We start from the raw sequence: 14,592 nt of genomic DNA, 5'->3' as shown, positions 1-14,592 counted from the left end.
CATATGAGAATACATTACATACAAAATGATCCAATTGTAACTTTAGGATTTATAAACGAATGGATTCATGATAAAAATCATACGTTAACTTGTACCAAAATGTATGAAAACGAAACTCTTCCACAATTGAATAGCTTTGATTTACTTATTATTCTTGGCGGAAGAATGGGGGCATATGATGAAGAGGAGTTTCCATGGCTAATAACAGAAAAAAAGTTTATTCGTGAGGCTATTGATTCCCATAAATGGGTCCTGGGTATTTGCTTGGGGGTTCAATTATTAGCTAATGTGCTTGGAAGCAAGGTATATCCGCATTCCCATCAAGAAATCGGATGGTGGCCAATTTCATTAACAGAAGAGGCATTGTCTTCTCCGTTATTGGAGGGTCTTCCGAAAGAAATAGAGGCATTTGAGCATCATGGGGATACCTTTGATCTTCCAGAAGGTGCTGTTCGACTCGCTACAAGCGGTGGTTGCACGAATCAGGCATTTTCTTATGGGGATCGAGTGATAGGAATCCAATTTCATCCAGAATTTACAAATGAAATGATTCATGGATATAAAAAGGATGCAGAGGGCCAAGTGTTTGCAGGAATATACTGTCAAGACCCAAGTGAGTGGATTGATAAGCATTCTAATTTAAATGGGGCAAAAACATTATTATTTACCATACTCAGTAATATAGAGGAGGCTATTATGAAACTAGAAGTTTGATTCTGATTAAAAACCAGTGCAATGGCAATATTGCACTGGTTTTCGTCTAGCTTTCCCAATTGATGAATGGTTCTTTTATTAACTGCGGATTTAAACCGAGCTCTTTAGACGCGGCAATAATAAATTCTTTTCGAAAGAAATAGCTTCGGTGATACACGATTTGATTATTTTCTACTTCCTGATACTGAATATCATGGACTACCGGACCTTTTTCGGAGTCTGCAAGAACAACAATAACTGCTTTTCCCCATAAAATATATTCCTTTGCTTTATGGCCAGGTAATCCATGTTGCATCGAACCGTTCTTAATTTCATCCTTCGTTACTTCGATAAAGCCCAGAGAAGCTTCATAATGTACATGCTCACTTAATAACGCAAGAATTCCTTCTATATTCCCATCATTCAATGCTTTTAAATATGCTTGTATTACTTCATTTTTATTAGGTTCCGTTTTTTTCTCAGGTCTGGAAACAGCACTTCGGTTCTTTAGTTTTGTTCTCATTCTGCGGATTGTTGCATACACTGCGCCTGGTGTTGTTTTTACCATACTGGCGACCTCGTCAGCTTGAAACTGAAATACCTCCCTAAGTAAAAATACCGCTGTTTGCCTTGGTGTAAATAGATGAAAAAGCTCTTCTAATGCCTCTTCAGCATCTAGATGGTCTGTAAATTCCTCGCTAAGTTCATGTTCTTCTAATAAGCTGCCGACATTTCGTTTCTCTCTGCGGCAATAATCAATCCATGTGTTTGTAGCGATACGATATAAATAGGATTTAAGATTGGTAGGGTGCCATCTTTGATATAGGCCTCCCAAAACCTTGAGCATTGTTTCCTGATAAAGATCTTCGCCGTCCCAAGGAGAGCCTGTTAAATAACGGCAATAGTTCCATAAACCTTCTCCAAATTCACCAATCACATGATCGAATTTTTGATGAAGCTCACGAGCTGGTTCATAAAAATTAGTTATAAGTTTCTCCGTCAAAAATTTATCCTCCTTTAATGATTATTCTTATGTATAACGAATGGAAGTAAGATAATTATACTCTGAATTTAAAAATATTATAAAAAATTTAGAGGAAATATTAGTTCATAGTCTATTAATAAAAAATTGGCAGTAATTTTAAAGGAATTACAAGATAAATACAGTATTTATATATGTGGAAGTAATTAAAAATGCACGTTTTTATAGGAACTTGTACAATCACTTACGATCTTTCAAGAATGTAATATGTAAAACAGTTAGTGAGTGGATCGAATGATAGCAAGCAAAATTATAAAAACAGGATATTCCTTTATTGGGGTTCCTTATGTATTTAATGCTCCTTCATATAGAACGGATATGTTTGACTGCAGTTCATTTATTCAACATATTTTTATGGTTCATGGAATTTCCTTACCAAGAAATTCCCGTCAACAATCATTAATTGGAACACGCATTTCACCAAAGCAATTACAAAAAGGTGATTTGTTGTTTTTTACCACAAGTAAAAGAAAACATAAACTTGGAATATCAAAAATCGGACATGTTGCCCTATATATTGGAAAAGGCAGAATGCTGCATACGTTTCGCCCGGAAAACAAAGTGACCATTACAGAAATTGATAAAGCGTGGAGTTCTAAGTTTGTACTTGCAAGAAGAATAATATAAAAAATCATTTGGAGGAGGAATATCAATGGATGAAAAATATCCAATAGGAACATTTCAATATGATGGTGAGTTAGACCAATCGGGGATCAATAACTGGATAAAAGAGATAGAAGACTTACCACAGCAATTACATGAGGCAGTTAAAGAATTAAATGATAATCAGTTAGATACACCTTATCGGGAAGGTGGATGGACCGTTCGGCAAGTTGTGCATCATATTGCAGATAGCCATTTGAATGCTTATGTCCGAATGAAATTAGCGCTAACGGAGGAAAAACCTACCATAAAACCTTATGAAGAAGGAAAATGGGCGGAGCTAACAGATTATTCTCTGCCTGCAGAAATTTCCCTACATTTATTGGAATCTTTGCATCAACGGTGGGCATATCTATTAAGAAATTTAAACAAGGACGATCTTGCAAGAACATTTATCCATCCAGAATTAGGTGAAGTATCTATTGAAAAAAATATAGGACTTTATGCTTGGCATGGTAAGCATCACCTCGCACATATTACCTCATTATGCAGGAGAATGGGTTGGTAAGATAATTTAATAAATTTACTTTGTGCCAGTTCAGGAATTAGGGAATACATGAAGTTTCGCGCATGGATTTTGCCATTGGAAAAATGGACTGGATAAACAAGTTTGTAAGTATCATAGCTTTGATTTAGATAAAGATGAAGGGAAGAGAAAAGTATATGGATACGGCTTTACCAAACGGATTAACCATAAAACTTGCATCCGATTCAGATTCAAACCAAATTAGCAGCTTACTGAAAGAAGTCGCACAGTGGATAAGGAACAAGAATATAGATCAATGGCAGTATCTATTAGAAGGAGGCGATGATGAAGAAATCAGTCAAGCTATTTCTAACCAGCTTACTTACAAGGTATTGGAAGGCAGTGAACTAATTGGTACGTTTACGCTTTCCCCAACACAAAGTGAGTGGGATGTACATATCTTCGGTCCAGAAGAAGATCAAAATTCACTGTATTTACATAGGTTGGCAGTTGCGCCGCGCAAGATGGGTAAAGGTATTGGAATGGCCATTATTCAATGGATACAAGAGAATATCCAAACAGATAAAAAGTATTTAAAATTAGATTGTGTGGCACATAACAAAAAACTAAACCAATTTTATCAAAAAAATGGATTTGAATATATTGGTGAGACGGATAGTCATAGTAAATATCAAAAAAGAATAAGGGGATAAATTCCCTTTATGAAATCTTCCTCATAATACGTAATGGCGAGTGCTGAAACAATTTGTCTTTGAACAAAATGTACATGAGCAGCAAAATAACCATTAAACAGACAGTTATTAATATTTCTTTTGAGTGCTTTTTCGTTTGTTTATTTTGAAACTGTTCCTTATATTTCAACTGGATTTTTTTCTTTTTAAAGTCTAATTTCATATTTCCTCCTAAAAATGGAATATTATTTATAATCTATTCTCCTTCTTTACAATAAATCCTTTTATAAGTATGAATATTTTTCCTCTTTTTAGTTCAGAAATAATTTAGAGGCTAAGAAGAGGAAAGTTGATGTGAGAATTCATGATTAATCTAAGAAAGTTTAAAAAGAAAAACTATACTATCGTTGATAATAAAATAGAGTATCTCAATAACCAGCCTAAAGTTACCGTTATTACCCCAGTTTATAATGCGGAAAAATATTTACGGAAAACGATTGAATCTGTTATTTCTCAAACATTAGGAATCGATAATATTGAATATATTTTAGTGGATGATTGCTCGAAGGATCAATCCAGAAAGATTCTTCTGGAATATTGCACTAAGTTTCCAACTATTAAGAGTGTCTTTTTAAAAGGCAATACAGGAACACCGGGGCAGCCGAGAAACATCGGAATTGAATTATCCACCTCGAAATACATTACCTTTTTAGATGCGGACGACTGGCTGGAACCAAATGGACTGGAAATCCTATTCAATATTTTAGAAGAAACGAATGATGACTATATCGTTGGCAAAACAATTGAGGTACAGCAAAATGGAACGAAAATAGTGGGGGAACATGAATCATGCAAGGAGAGAAGAATAGTATCTCCATACTCCATCCCTCATATTTTTCAACATTTAGGACCGAGAGCGAGAATGTGTAGGACAGATTTACTGAAAACAAATAAAATATATTTTCCGGAGATGAAATTTGCCGAGGATAAACAGTTTTTTATTGATGTATTAACAGCTTGTAGATCGATATCTACGACAACAGCTCCCATCTATTATTTAAATCGAGTGGATAATAGCGGCCGTTTAACAAATCAGACCAATATCCTTCAAAAGACTAATTGTAATTTGAAAGTTATCCAATATGTTATAAAGAAGAATTTAGATGTGGAAAAAGAAAAAATGATTTTAAATCGTTTGTACGAATTTGATTCGATTTCAAGATTTTTTAACACACCTCATTTTCAGAGGACAAGACTCAAATTCATTTATTATTTTACCTTTCGAAGAGTGTTAAGAACGGCAAAGTTCCTGAGGTATGAGTTTTCGGAGAATTTTTCAGACCCATTAAATAAAGTTGTGTATGAATTATTTCGAAATAGAAAATATAAGGAGCTTGTAAAGCTTTTGGAATGGAACAAAAAAGAAAAGATAAAGGAGATTCATATTAAAGAGAATCTCCCATATTTTAAAGTGCCATTTCTTGATGAGCCATTTCGATATATAAGATCTCCTATGTTTGCTTTAGTAAAAGAAGAGAGTATCCTTGAGAATAAATATATCCTTCATTTTAAGGTTTATGGAACCAATAAAGTATCCATAACTGACATTATCATCCGAAACTCAAAGGATGTCCTATTTGAGCACCACTTTGAAGTAGAAATGGAAGAAGACGGAAATGGCAGAGTAATCATTGATCTTGTATTACTGAAACATTTACCGCCTGCGCATTATTCCATTTATTTACGTTTTAACGATTATATGAAAATCAATATCCGTAAGATAGATACGAAACAATCCAAACGATGTTTTCAAAATAGGGACTATATTTTTTATCAAACCAGATACTCAAATGTCGGGTTGAAAATAAACAGTGTTTAGAGTATTTCCTTTTTTATAAAGCAATTGTTAAATCTCATTTTCTCCATAATACTAAAGGATCTGCTTATAAAATTCTACAGCAGATTCCGCCATTTTAAGTATTTTATTTTGCAGGTCAAGTGGTTTAATCACCTTTATTTTGTCAGTAAATCCAAGGACATATCTCTTGGCTTCATCCTCTGTATCAAAAGATAGCTTAACTGGAATCCACTCATCATTCGTTCGGGTGCCGATTTCAATAATACGTACAAAATATCCTGTAAATGTTAATCTCGGTAAGATAGACTCCGCGACCTCTGCATGCACTTCGTAAGTAGGTAAATTCTCTAAAAAAGCTTTTGTGGAGGAATTCCAGTAATGTGCAAGATTAAAGTTTTTTGGTCTTTCGAAAGTTTCATTCACTGGCATTGCATATTGAATACGTGAAGCACGATAATTTCGTATTTCACCATTTTCTTTGGAGGCAATAAAGTACCATCGGTGGCCTTTCGCAACTAGCCCAAGTGGCCCAACAATCCGCTCATCCTTATTTCCATCCGCACGCGTATATACGATTTTTAACTTATTTTCTTTCCATATGGCATTTTTAAGGATTTCAAAGGATACTATTTTTTCTTTTTGTTTTCTCCATGTATTTGTGTCAATATGTATCCGATTCCATATCTCTTTTGCGTTTTCACGATCTTTTATAGGGAGGGAAGCAATTAATTTATTTCTGGCATCATCAGATGTCCGGCCTAAATCTAAATCATCCAATAATTGGGCAGAAGGAGAAACAAGTAGAGCATGTATTTCCGATTCTTTTAATCCAGTCAAATCTGTTTGAAATCCTTCTAATAAGGACCATCCGCCCTTTTTACCGCGATCCGCAAAAACCGGAATACCTATACCGCTTAAAGCTTCCATATCTCTATAAATGGTTCGCTCAGAAACTTCTAGCTTCTCTGCTAATTCTTTTGCTGTCACTCGACCTTGTGTTTGTAATAACAAAAGAATGGATATCAAGCGATCTCCTCTCATCTCCAATTCACCTGCACTTTCAGTATTTTTATTTAAATATGACATTAGATGTCAAGAAATGCAATGTACAATGAAAATATCTTATTTAGGAAAGGATGGAACAGATGAAACCATTAACAGGAAAAGTTGCATTAGTCACAGGAGGAAGCAGGGGAGCTGGTCGGGCAATTGCTGTTGAATTAGGAAAAGCCGGTGCAACGGTATATGTAACCGGCCGGAGCACGAAAGGAAATTCCACTAATAATTGGCCGGGAACGATAGATGATACCGTTAAACAAATCGAAGCTTATGGAGGAAAGGGTATTGCAATTCGTTGTGATCATCGAAACGATTCGGAAACAGAAGCTGTCATTCAGCAAGTTCGGAAGGAGCAGGGGAAACTAGATATTCTAATCAATAATGTGTGGGGAGCGCATGATCTTGGTGTAGAAGGAGGGGCATTTTGGGAATTGCCATTAGAGCATTGGGATACTATGTTTACTACCGGTGTTCGGGCTCAATTAGCAACAAATCATTTTGCGATTCCTTTACTCCGTGAAAATACACAAGCCCTCATTATTCACACAACCTTTTGGGACGATAACAAATATACTGGTCAGTTTTATTACGATTTAGCGAAAAATGCTTTAATTCGTATGGCTTATGGGCTTTCAATAGAATTACATCAGGATAATATTGCTGTTATTGCCGTTTCACCAGGATTTATGAGAACGGAGCTGGTGTTGAAGCACCATGGATCAGATGAGGAACATTGGCAAGAGTCCGAAGAATTAAGGTTTACCGAAACTCCTTATTATGTTGGACGTGGAATAGCAGCGTTAGCAAAGGACCCAGATGTCATGAAAAAAACAGGACTAGTATTAAAAGCAGGTGATTTAGCCAAAGAATATCAGTTTACCGATATAGATGGGCGATATATCCCACCGTTTTCAATATAAATGATGGTTTCCAGAGAAAATTCGGTGGAAAAGGATGAATCCTAAATCCTTTTCCGTCTTATTCAAACTGACTTTGCTTTCATAAAAAAAGAGGCACACATAGAATGTGTACCTCAAAATATGCTTAACTCGCAAGCTGTGCTTTTTCTTGTTTCACTTTTTTCGTTTCTTGTCCTTTTAGACCGTTGAAGACAAGGTTTAAAACAATCGCTACAATGCTTCCAGATACAATTCCGCTGCCAAGAATCAAACGAATGGATTCAGGAAGCTTAGAAAGTACATCTGGAGCGATAGAAATACCTACTCCAATCGCAATAGAAGAAGCGATGATGAACATGTTTTCAATTCTGTTAAAATCAACTTGTGCAAGTTGGCGTACACCAGAGGCAACCACCATACCAAACATTGGAATCATCGCACCGCCTAATACCGGATTTGGAATAATGGTAGTAAGAGCTGCTACTTTAGGTAAAAGGCCAAGAGCCATAATAATTACACAAGCAGAGAATACAACTTTACGAGATTTTACTCCAGTTAGAGCGACTAACCCAACGTTTTGGGAATAAGTTGTGTATGGGAAGGCTTGAAAAATACCGCCGATAACCTGAGCAAGACCCTCAGAACGAAGTCCTAGCTTAACATCTTTTCCTTCAATTTTTTTCCCAACGATATCACCTAATGCAAAGAATACTCCTGTTGATTCAATCATACTGACGATTCCAACTAGAACCATACTAAGAATAGCAGATATATGGAAGGTTGGAGCTCCAAAGCGGAATGGGTGCACCATATGGAACCATGATGCTTTACCGACAACAGAGTAATCAACAAGTCCCATAAAGGATGCAACCACTGTGCCAAGAATTAGGGAAAGCAGAATGGAAATCATTTTTAAATAGCCTTTGAAAAATTTATTCATAATAACGATAGACACAAATGTAATGGTTGCTAATAAAAGATTTGTTCCGCTTGCATACCCAGGTGTATTTGCTGTACCTGTAATATCTCCAAATGCTGCACTTATCAAAGATGCACCGATTATGGTAACAACTGATCCTGTAACGACTGGCGGGAAAAACTTTACAATTTTATCCATAAATTGTGCTAAAATAAATACAACGATACCAGAAACAATAATCGCTCCATATATGGCCGTAATCCCGGAAGTTTTTCCGATAGCAATCATCGGACCTACTGCTTGGAAAGCACATCCCAATAATATCGGCAGTTTAATACCGAAATATTTTCCGCCAACGACTTGAAGCAGGGAAGCGACTCCGCAGCAAAATAAATCGATAGAGATTAAATACGTTAATTGCTCAGCAGTCATTCCGATAGCTGGGCCAACAATTAACGGCACTACCACTGCACCTGCATACATAGCGAGCACGTGCTGGAAACCAAGCGCTCCAAATTTCCAAAAACCTAATTTCTTCTTCACGTTGACCTCTCCTTTAATCTTCTATGAATTCAACTGTATGATTGGTAAGGCTTTTGATTCTTGCAAGGGATAAAACATCGAAGCCTGCATCTTTCAGCTTCCTGCCGCCTTCTTGAAACGATTTTTCGATGACAATTCCGATTCCCACAACTTCAGCACCTGCCTGTTTGACAATGGATGCAAGTCCAAGCGCTGCTTCACCGTGTGCCAAAAAATCATCAATGATGAGTACTTTGTCATCGGTAGAAAGAAAAGATTTACCGATATGAATCTCATTTTCTATTTGTTTCGTAAAAGAGAATACTCTTTCTACCCAAACATCGCCCTTCATGGTCATCGGCTTTTGTTTTTTCGCGAATACCATTGGAACTCCTAATTCCATCGCTGTTGTAAGAGCCGGAGGGATTCCGGATGATTCTAGAGTCAACACTTTCGTCACATTCTTGTTTTTAAAATAAGAAGCAAACTCTTTTCCCATATCAAATGTTAGTTGCGGATCAATTTGATGATTTAGAAAAGAATCGACTTTTAATACTCCGTCTGAAATGACTCGTCCTTCTGAGATAATTTTTTCTTTTAGACTTTGCATGCTGCACCTCCGAGAAAAATAAAAGACCTCGTAGAAAACTTTTACAAGTGAAAAGTTTCTACGAGGTCATACATACACCACGTCAAATAAACTTTCACTCGTAGTCAGTCCATTTACGGTGGACCGGTAGAAACTTGCAGACCGTATCTCTGCGATTATACGAGATGAATCATTCGTGTTTTTTGATTAGTATAAGACAAAATCCCTCTTTTGAAAAGAGTTTTTTTTGCAGAAAACGAATTTTCTATATAATTCAGATAGTATTATTAGGAAATAAGGTGAATTGTTGTAAACGCTTATTTATTTGATTTCATTTAACTTTTCGATAATATTAATAGTAACGAAAATATTCTGCTTTCATGGAGGATATCAACTATGGCAAGAACAAGATATACAAATCCAAATGGCGATAGAAACGTCAATTCCTTTAGAAGATTGATGCGATGGCAAAGGGAGCGCCGAAAAAAGATAAAGGATTTGTCTTATGTCGTTCCGCAAGAAGAGGATAAAAAGGATGCTTATCTGCAAAAGAATAGGGAAGACACTACCATCACTTGGATTGGGCATTCATCCTTTCTGATTCAAATGAACGGGTTAAATATTGTAACGGATATTGTTTGGGCTAAGAGAATGGGGTTTGATATTAGACTTGCTGAACCTGGCTTGAATCCTGAACAAATGCCGGAAATGGATGTGGTTTTAATCTCACACAGCCATTATGATCACTTGGATATTCCTTCTTTAAGGAAGTTGAAAGGAAACCCGGTATTTTTAGCTCCAGTTGGACTAAAAAACTATTTAGAGAGAAGAAAATTTTCACCTGTGAAAGAATTTAACTGGTGGGACTCAACCACCATTAAAAACGTTACATTTACGTTCGTTCCTTCCAAACACTGGACAAAGAGAACCTTAACGGATACGAATACTTCACATTGGGGAGGATGGGTGTTGGAAGGTAGAGGGAAGACTATCTATTTTGCAGGGGATAGCGGATATTTTGATGGTTTTAAGGAAATTGGGAAAAAATTCAAGATTGACTATGCATTAATCCCAATTGGCGCATATGAACCGGAATGGTTTATGTCTGCTCAACATATAAATCCTGAAGAAGCTGTTCAGGTATTTTTAGATGTACAGGCAAAAGTGTTTATTCCTATGCATTATGGTGCTTTTCGTTTGGCAGATGATACTCCGAAAGAAGCATTAGATCGTTTAATGGATGCATGGGAAAAGCAAGAAATAGATAAATCGTCTTTAGCGATTCTAAAATTGGGGGAAACGTTGACTATTTGAAATAATGATTAACATTTCTCCTAGCTTTTTTTAAAATTTTTCTTTTAATTAGGATTGTCATAAAAGATGGACTGTGCTATTCTTAGTATGTAATCGGTTACATATATAGGGGTGATAGAGCTGGCAACAATACGAGATGTAGCGAAAGAAGCAGGAGTATCCGTCGCGACGGTTTCCCGGGTGTTAAATGAAACCGGTTACGTGCATGAAGATACGAAAAAGGCTGTTACCTCAGCAATAGAAAAGCTAAATTATAGTCCAAACGAAGTGGCGCGTTCCCTTTATACACGAAAATCTAAGTTAATCGGGTTATTGCTCCCAGATATAACAAACCCATTTTTCCCATTGTTAGCGCGGGGAGTGGAGGATGAATTGCGATTGCATGATTTCCGCTTAATCTTTGGAAATACGGATGAAAACGCGGAGAAAGAACAGGATTATATTCAAACCTTTCAGCAAAATAATGTCATCGGAATCATTTCTATGACCAATCAATTAAGTAAAGCAACCTATCAGGATTTATCCATCCCGGTTGTTTTTCTTGATCGAACATCTTCCAGTCTTCCTTCTGTATATGCAGATGGCAAAGAAGGCGGACGGATTGCTGCAATGGAAATGTTAAAAAGGGGAAGCAGACGAATCACTTTGATTAAAGGACCTTCGCATATACAAACGGCACAAGATCGATTTAAAGGCTCTCTTGAAGTTTTAAGTGCTTCAGAAGTTGATTTTTATGTGATGTCAACGTCTTCTTTTTCCTTTACAGAAGCGGAAAAATGGGCAAAAGAGCTTTTCGGCAAATATGAAGATACCGACGGAGTAATCGCAAGTAACGATATTGTTGCAACAGCGGTTATACATGAAGCATTGCGAATGGGAAAGTCGATTCCAAATGATATACAAATTATCGGGTTTGATGATATTCCCCACAGCAGCTTGTTATTTCCGCCTTTATCAACGATACGACAGCCTGCTTATGAAATGGGCAGAGAAGCTGCAAAATTATTAATGAAATTAATGAAGAATAATCAAATGAAAGAAAATAGTATACAATTACCTGTTACATTCATCGAAAGAAGTACAACTAGAAAGGTTGATGATTATGTCTAAACTAGTCGTAATTGGGAGTTCTTCCATGGATTTGGTCGTTTCTGCTGCGAAACGACCTAGTGCAGGGGAAACCATTATTGGGGATTCCTTTAAAACGGTTCCTGGAGGAAAAGGAGCGAATCAAGCCGTTGCAGCAGCTAGATTAGGTGCAGATGTTTTGATGATTGGATGCGTTGGAAAGGACAATTACGGGAAAGCAATTTTAGATAATTTTAAGAAAAATAATGTTCGCATCGATTATGTGGAACCGGTTACACATTATGATACCGGAACAGCACACATCATTCTTGCAGAAGGTGACAACAGTATCATCGTCGTAAAAGGGGCAAATGACTTGCTGACTCCTGACTATATTGATAAAGCAAAAGATGTGATTCAAGCTGCCGATATCGTCTTGATCCAGCAGGAAATACCGGAGGAAACCGTTGAACATGTCGCTGAACTGTGTCATAGCTTTCAAGTTCCTTTATTATTAAACCCTGCACCTGCAAGGGAAATTAGTCAAAATGTGATTGAAAAAGCTGCCTATCTTACGCCAAATGAACATGAGGTCACCATCTTATTTAAGGGTTTGACAAAAGATGAAGCACTGAAAAAATATCCAAACAAGCTTTTTATTACAGAAGGAAAACGGGGAGTTCGATATTTCGACGGGGAAAAGGAAGTTCTTGTCCCTTCATATAAAGTGGAGGCAGTGGATACAACAGGTGCCGGTGATACTTTTAATGCTGCATTTGCCGTTGCATTGTCTGAAGGAAAAAGCGTGAAAGAAAGCTTACAGTTCGCTAATCGCGCAGCATCCCTTTCGGTTACGAAGTTTGGGGCACAAGGCGGGATGCCAACAAGAGATGAGGTAGAGAGGAAATTACAAGCATGAAACGACATGGAATGTTAAATAGTCATATTTCAAAAATATTAACGGATCTTGGGCATACAGATCAGATTGTCATTGCCGACGCAGGATTACCCATTCCGGAAGGCGTTCTCAAAATTGACTTATCTTTAAAGCTAGGAATTCCTAGTTTTAAAGAGGTTGTATCTGTCATCGCGGATGACATGGTAATTGAAAAGATTGTCATTGCGAGTGAAATGGAAACACAAAATCCTGCAACCTATCAATTTATGAATAAACACTTTCCGGAAGTTTTAAAGGAAAAGGTATCCCACGAAACATTAAAAGATCTAACTAGAAATGCAAAGGCGGTTATTCGAACCGGTGAAGCTACACCATATGCTAATTGTATATTACAGGCAGGGGTTATTTTTTAAAAAGGGGTGAAACCAATGGAAATCTCAATGCGGAATATTCATAAAGCTTTTGGCGCCAATCAAGTGTTAACGGGTGTTAACTTTGAGCTTCATAATGGAGAGGTCCATGCGCTGATGGGAGAAAATGGCGCAGGGAAATCAACGCTTATGAATATTCTTACTGGTTTACATAAAATGGATCAAGGAAGCATTATGATTGACGGAAAGGAAACAAGCTTTAGTAATCCAAAAGTTGCCGAGGAGTCCGGTATAACCTTTATTCATCAGGAATTGAATATTTGGCCGGATATGACCGTTTTGGAAAATCTATTTATCGGGAAAGAACGAAAAAACGCATTTGGCTTTTTAAAAATGCAAGAAATGAAAACGCTAGCAAAGGAACAATTTGAGAAATTATCCGTTTCAATCCCATTGGATAAAGAAGCAGGCCAATGTTCCGTTGGCCAGCAGCAAATGATTGAAATCGCTAAAGCTTTATTGACAGATGCTAAAGTTATTATTATGGACGAGCCGACTGCTGCACTTACGGAAAGGGAAATTCAAAAGTTATTTGAAGTAATTGCTGCACTAAAAAAAGAAGGCGTTTCCATTGTTTATATTTCCCATCGTATGGAAGAAATTTTTACAATATGTGATCGAATTACGGTCATGAGAGATGGAAAAACAGTTGATACAAAAAAAATTCCCGAAACCAGCTTTGATGAAGTGGTACGAAAAATGGTTGGACGGGAGCTGACAGAAAGATATCCTGAACGAAATCCAGCCTTAGGCAAAACCATTTTTGAGGTAAAGAATTTATCGCGAAGCGGTGTTTTTGAAAATGTCGATTTTTCCGTAAAGTCAGGTGAAATTATTGGTTTTTCAGGCTTAATGGGTTCCGGAAGAACGGAGATTATGAGAGCTATTTTTGGTTTAGATTCACTAGATTCAGGTGAAATTTGGATGGATGGAAATAAGGTATCTATCAAAAAGCCTCATCAAGCTATTAATCTCGGCATCGGATTCATAACAGAGGATCGAAAGGATGAAGGGCTTATTTTAGATTTTTCCATCACTGAAAATATGGTATTGCCTAGCTTAAAAAGCTTTGCTCCAAAAGGATTTATGCAAGAAAAAAGTGAACGTGAGTTTGTCAATATGCTGATTAAACGATTAACGGTAAAAACAGAGACAGCCTCTACGAGAGTCGGAAGTCTTTCAGGCGGGAATCAGCAAAAGGTTGTTATCGCAAAATGGGTAGGAATTGCTCCAAAGGTTTTGATTATGGATGAACCAACACGAGGTGTGGATGTTGGGGCAAAAAGAGAAATTTATGAATTGATGAATGAACTAACTCAGCGAGGGGTGGCCATCATTATGGTTTCCTCGGAGCTTCCGGAAATTCTCGGAATGAGCGACCGAATATATGTCGTTCATGAAGGCAAAATCAGCGGAGAGTTAAAGAAAGAAGAGGCAACGCAAGAAAGAATCATGACATTAGCAACGGGAGGTCAGTAA

16 protein-coding genes and 1 riboswitch are annotated in these 14,592 nt (G+C 37.0%); of the genes, 11 read left to right on the top strand and 5 right to left on the bottom strand.

Features of this window, described 5'->3' with window-relative positions; all coding sequences use genetic code 11:
• The first annotated feature begins 3 nt into the window (after nt 1-3).
• Nucleotides 4-714, top strand: coding sequence for a type 1 glutamine amidotransferase (locus tag AN964_RS11665; protein ID WP_055739841.1), 711 nt, complete (start codon nt 4-6; stop codon nt 712-714).
• Between the two features lie 46 nt (nt 715-760).
• Here the strand turns inward: AN964_RS11665 and AN964_RS11660 are convergent, their stop codons facing one another.
• Entirely contained in the window at nt 761-1,696 is a 936-nt protein-coding gene (locus AN964_RS11660) for an RNA polymerase sigma factor (RefSeq protein WP_055739840.1), read from the bottom strand.
• Nucleotides 1,697-1,969: 273 nt separating this feature from the next.
• Between AN964_RS11660 and AN964_RS11655 the strand changes: the two genes are divergently transcribed.
• The 3 genes from AN964_RS11655 (at nt 1,970) to AN964_RS11645 (ending at nt 3,577) form a co-directional block, all read left to right on the top strand.
• Entirely contained in the window at nt 1,970-2,362 is a 393-nt protein-coding gene (locus AN964_RS11655) for a C40 family peptidase (RefSeq protein ID WP_055739839.1), read from the top strand.
• A 25-nt stretch (nt 2,363-2,387) separates the two neighbouring features.
• Nucleotides 2,388-2,906, top strand: a complete 519-nt coding sequence (locus AN964_RS11650; RefSeq protein ID WP_055739838.1) for a YfiT family bacillithiol transferase — start codon at nt 2,388-2,390, stop codon at nt 2,904-2,906.
• Nucleotides 2,907-3,061: 155 nt separating this feature from the next.
• The gene (locus AN964_RS11645) at nt 3,062-3,577 is read left to right on the top strand and encodes a GNAT family N-acetyltransferase (protein ID WP_055739837.1); all 516 of its coding nucleotides are present in this window, start codon (nt 3,062-3,064) and stop codon (nt 3,575-3,577) included.
• Between the two features lie 7 nt (nt 3,578-3,584).
• On the opposite strand, the gene ynzI is transcribed toward AN964_RS11645, so the two are convergent.
• On the bottom strand, nt 3,585-3,779 hold the full coding sequence (gene ynzI, locus AN964_RS27665) for a small membrane protein YnzI (protein WP_055739836.1): 195 nt from the start codon (nt 3,777-3,779) through the stop codon (nt 3,585-3,587).
• Nucleotides 3,780-3,920: 141 nt separating this feature from the next.
• Between ynzI and AN964_RS11635 the strand changes: the two genes are divergently transcribed.
• The gene (locus AN964_RS11635; RefSeq protein ID WP_055739835.1) at nt 3,921-5,435 is read left to right on the top strand and encodes a glycosyltransferase family 2 protein; all 1,515 of its coding nucleotides are present in this window, start codon (nt 3,921-3,923) and stop codon (nt 5,433-5,435) included.
• Nucleotides 5,436-5,486: 51 nt separating this feature from the next.
• On the opposite strand, the gene AN964_RS11630 is transcribed toward AN964_RS11635, so the two are convergent.
• A complete protein-coding gene (locus AN964_RS11630; RefSeq protein ID WP_055739834.1) occupies nt 5,487-6,455 on the bottom strand; it encodes a helix-turn-helix transcriptional regulator in 969 nt (322 codons plus the stop codon).
• A 104-nt stretch (nt 6,456-6,559) separates the two neighbouring features.
• Here AN964_RS11630 and AN964_RS11625 point away from each other — a divergent pair, with 104 nt between their 5' ends.
• Entirely contained in the window at nt 6,560-7,393 is an 834-nt protein-coding gene (locus AN964_RS11625) for an SDR family NAD(P)-dependent oxidoreductase (protein WP_055739833.1), read from the top strand.
• A gap of 124 nt (nt 7,394-7,517) precedes the next feature.
• On the opposite strand, the gene AN964_RS11620 is transcribed toward AN964_RS11625, so the two are convergent.
• Together AN964_RS11620 and AN964_RS11615 are read right to left on the bottom strand one after the other, a co-directional pair.
• Nucleotides 7,518-8,834, bottom strand: a complete 1,317-nt coding sequence (locus AN964_RS11620; protein ID WP_083489324.1) for a nucleobase:cation symporter-2 family protein — start codon at nt 8,832-8,834, stop codon at nt 7,518-7,520.
• A 13-nt stretch (nt 8,835-8,847) separates the two neighbouring features.
• Entirely contained in the window at nt 8,848-9,423 is a 576-nt protein-coding gene (locus tag AN964_RS11615) for a xanthine phosphoribosyltransferase (RefSeq protein ID WP_055739832.1), read from the bottom strand.
• Nucleotides 9,424-9,504: 81 nt separating this feature from the next.
• Nucleotides 9,505-9,606, bottom strand: a riboswitch (purine riboswitch).
• Between the two features lie 192 nt (nt 9,607-9,798).
• Here AN964_RS11615 and AN964_RS11610 point away from each other — a divergent pair.
• From AN964_RS11610 to AN964_RS11590, 5 genes are all read left to right on the top strand, one after another.
• Nucleotides 9,799-10,716 carry an MBL fold metallo-hydrolase gene (locus AN964_RS11610; protein WP_083489323.1) on the top strand — a complete coding sequence of 306 codons (918 nt, stop codon included), beginning with the start codon at nt 9,799-9,801 and terminating at the stop codon, nt 10,714-10,716.
• A gap of 120 nt (nt 10,717-10,836) precedes the next feature.
• Nucleotides 10,837-11,826: a LacI family DNA-binding transcriptional regulator gene (locus tag AN964_RS11605; protein ID WP_055741224.1), complete on the top strand. Its 990-nt coding sequence runs from the start codon at nt 10,837-10,839 to the stop codon at nt 11,824-11,826.
• Nucleotides 11,819-12,703, top strand: coding sequence for a ribokinase (gene rbsK / locus AN964_RS11600; RefSeq protein WP_055739831.1), 885 nt, complete (start codon nt 11,819-11,821; stop codon nt 12,701-12,703). Before AN964_RS11605 ends, rbsK begins: the two co-directional genes overlap by 8 nt.
• The gene (gene rbsD, locus AN964_RS11595; RefSeq protein WP_055739830.1) at nt 12,700-13,095 is read left to right on the top strand and encodes a D-ribose pyranase; all 396 of its coding nucleotides are present in this window, start codon (nt 12,700-12,702) and stop codon (nt 13,093-13,095) included. Before rbsK ends, rbsD begins: the two co-directional genes overlap by 4 nt.
• Before the next feature lie 15 nt (nt 13,096-13,110).
• Nucleotides 13,111-14,592 (top strand): sugar ABC transporter ATP-binding protein, encoded by a 1,482-nt coding sequence (locus tag AN964_RS11590; protein ID WP_055739829.1) that lies wholly within the window; start codon nt 13,111-13,113, stop codon nt 14,590-14,592.

The sequence above is a fragment of the Heyndrickxia shackletonii genome, from assembly GCF_001420715.1.
Lineage (GTDB): Bacteria > Bacillota > Bacilli > Bacillales > Bacillaceae_C > Margalitia > Margalitia shackletonii.
The sequence above is the reverse complement of the archived record's forward strand: the minus strand, read 5'-3'. Positions and strand labels throughout refer to the sequence as shown.

Bases quoted from the DNA above. Each gene is read 5' to 3' on its own strand.
- AN964_RS11665 (WP_055739841.1), top strand. From the start codon at position 4: ATGAGAATACATTACATACAAAATGATCCAATTGTAACTTTAGGATTT.
- AN964_RS11655 (WP_055739839.1), top strand. From the start codon at position 1,970: ATGATAGCAAGCAAAATTATAAAAACAGGATATTCCTTTATTGGGGTT.
- AN964_RS11650 (WP_055739838.1), top strand. From the start codon at position 2,388: ATGGATGAAAAATATCCAATAGGAACATTTCAATATGATGGTGAGTTA.
- AN964_RS11645 (WP_055739837.1), top strand. From the start codon at position 3,062: ATGGATACGGCTTTACCAAACGGATTAACCATAAAACTTGCATCCGAT.
- ynzI (WP_055739836.1), bottom strand. From the start codon at position 3,779: ATGAAATTAGACTTTAAAAAGAAAAAAATCCAGTTGAAATATAAGGAA.
- AN964_RS11635 (WP_055739835.1), top strand. From the start codon at position 3,921: ATGATTAATCTAAGAAAGTTTAAAAAGAAAAACTATACTATCGTTGAT.
- AN964_RS11630 (WP_055739834.1), bottom strand. From the start codon at position 6,455: ATGAGAGGAGATCGCTTGATATCCATTCTTTTGTTATTACAAACACAA.
- AN964_RS11625 (WP_055739833.1), top strand. From the start codon at position 6,560: ATGAAACCATTAACAGGAAAAGTTGCATTAGTCACAGGAGGAAGCAGG.
- AN964_RS11615 (WP_055739832.1), bottom strand. From the start codon at position 9,423: ATGCAAAGTCTAAAAGAAAAAATTATCTCAGAAGGACGAGTCATTTCA.
- AN964_RS11610 (WP_083489323.1), top strand. From the start codon at position 9,799: ATGGCAAGAACAAGATATACAAATCCAAATGGCGATAGAAACGTCAAT.
- rbsK (WP_055739831.1), top strand. From the start codon at position 11,819: ATGTCTAAACTAGTCGTAATTGGGAGTTCTTCCATGGATTTGGTCGTT.
- rbsD (WP_055739830.1), top strand. From the start codon at position 12,700: ATGAAACGACATGGAATGTTAAATAGTCATATTTCAAAAATATTAACG.
- AN964_RS11590 (WP_055739829.1), top strand. From the start codon at position 13,111: ATGGAAATCTCAATGCGGAATATTCATAAAGCTTTTGGCGCCAATCAA.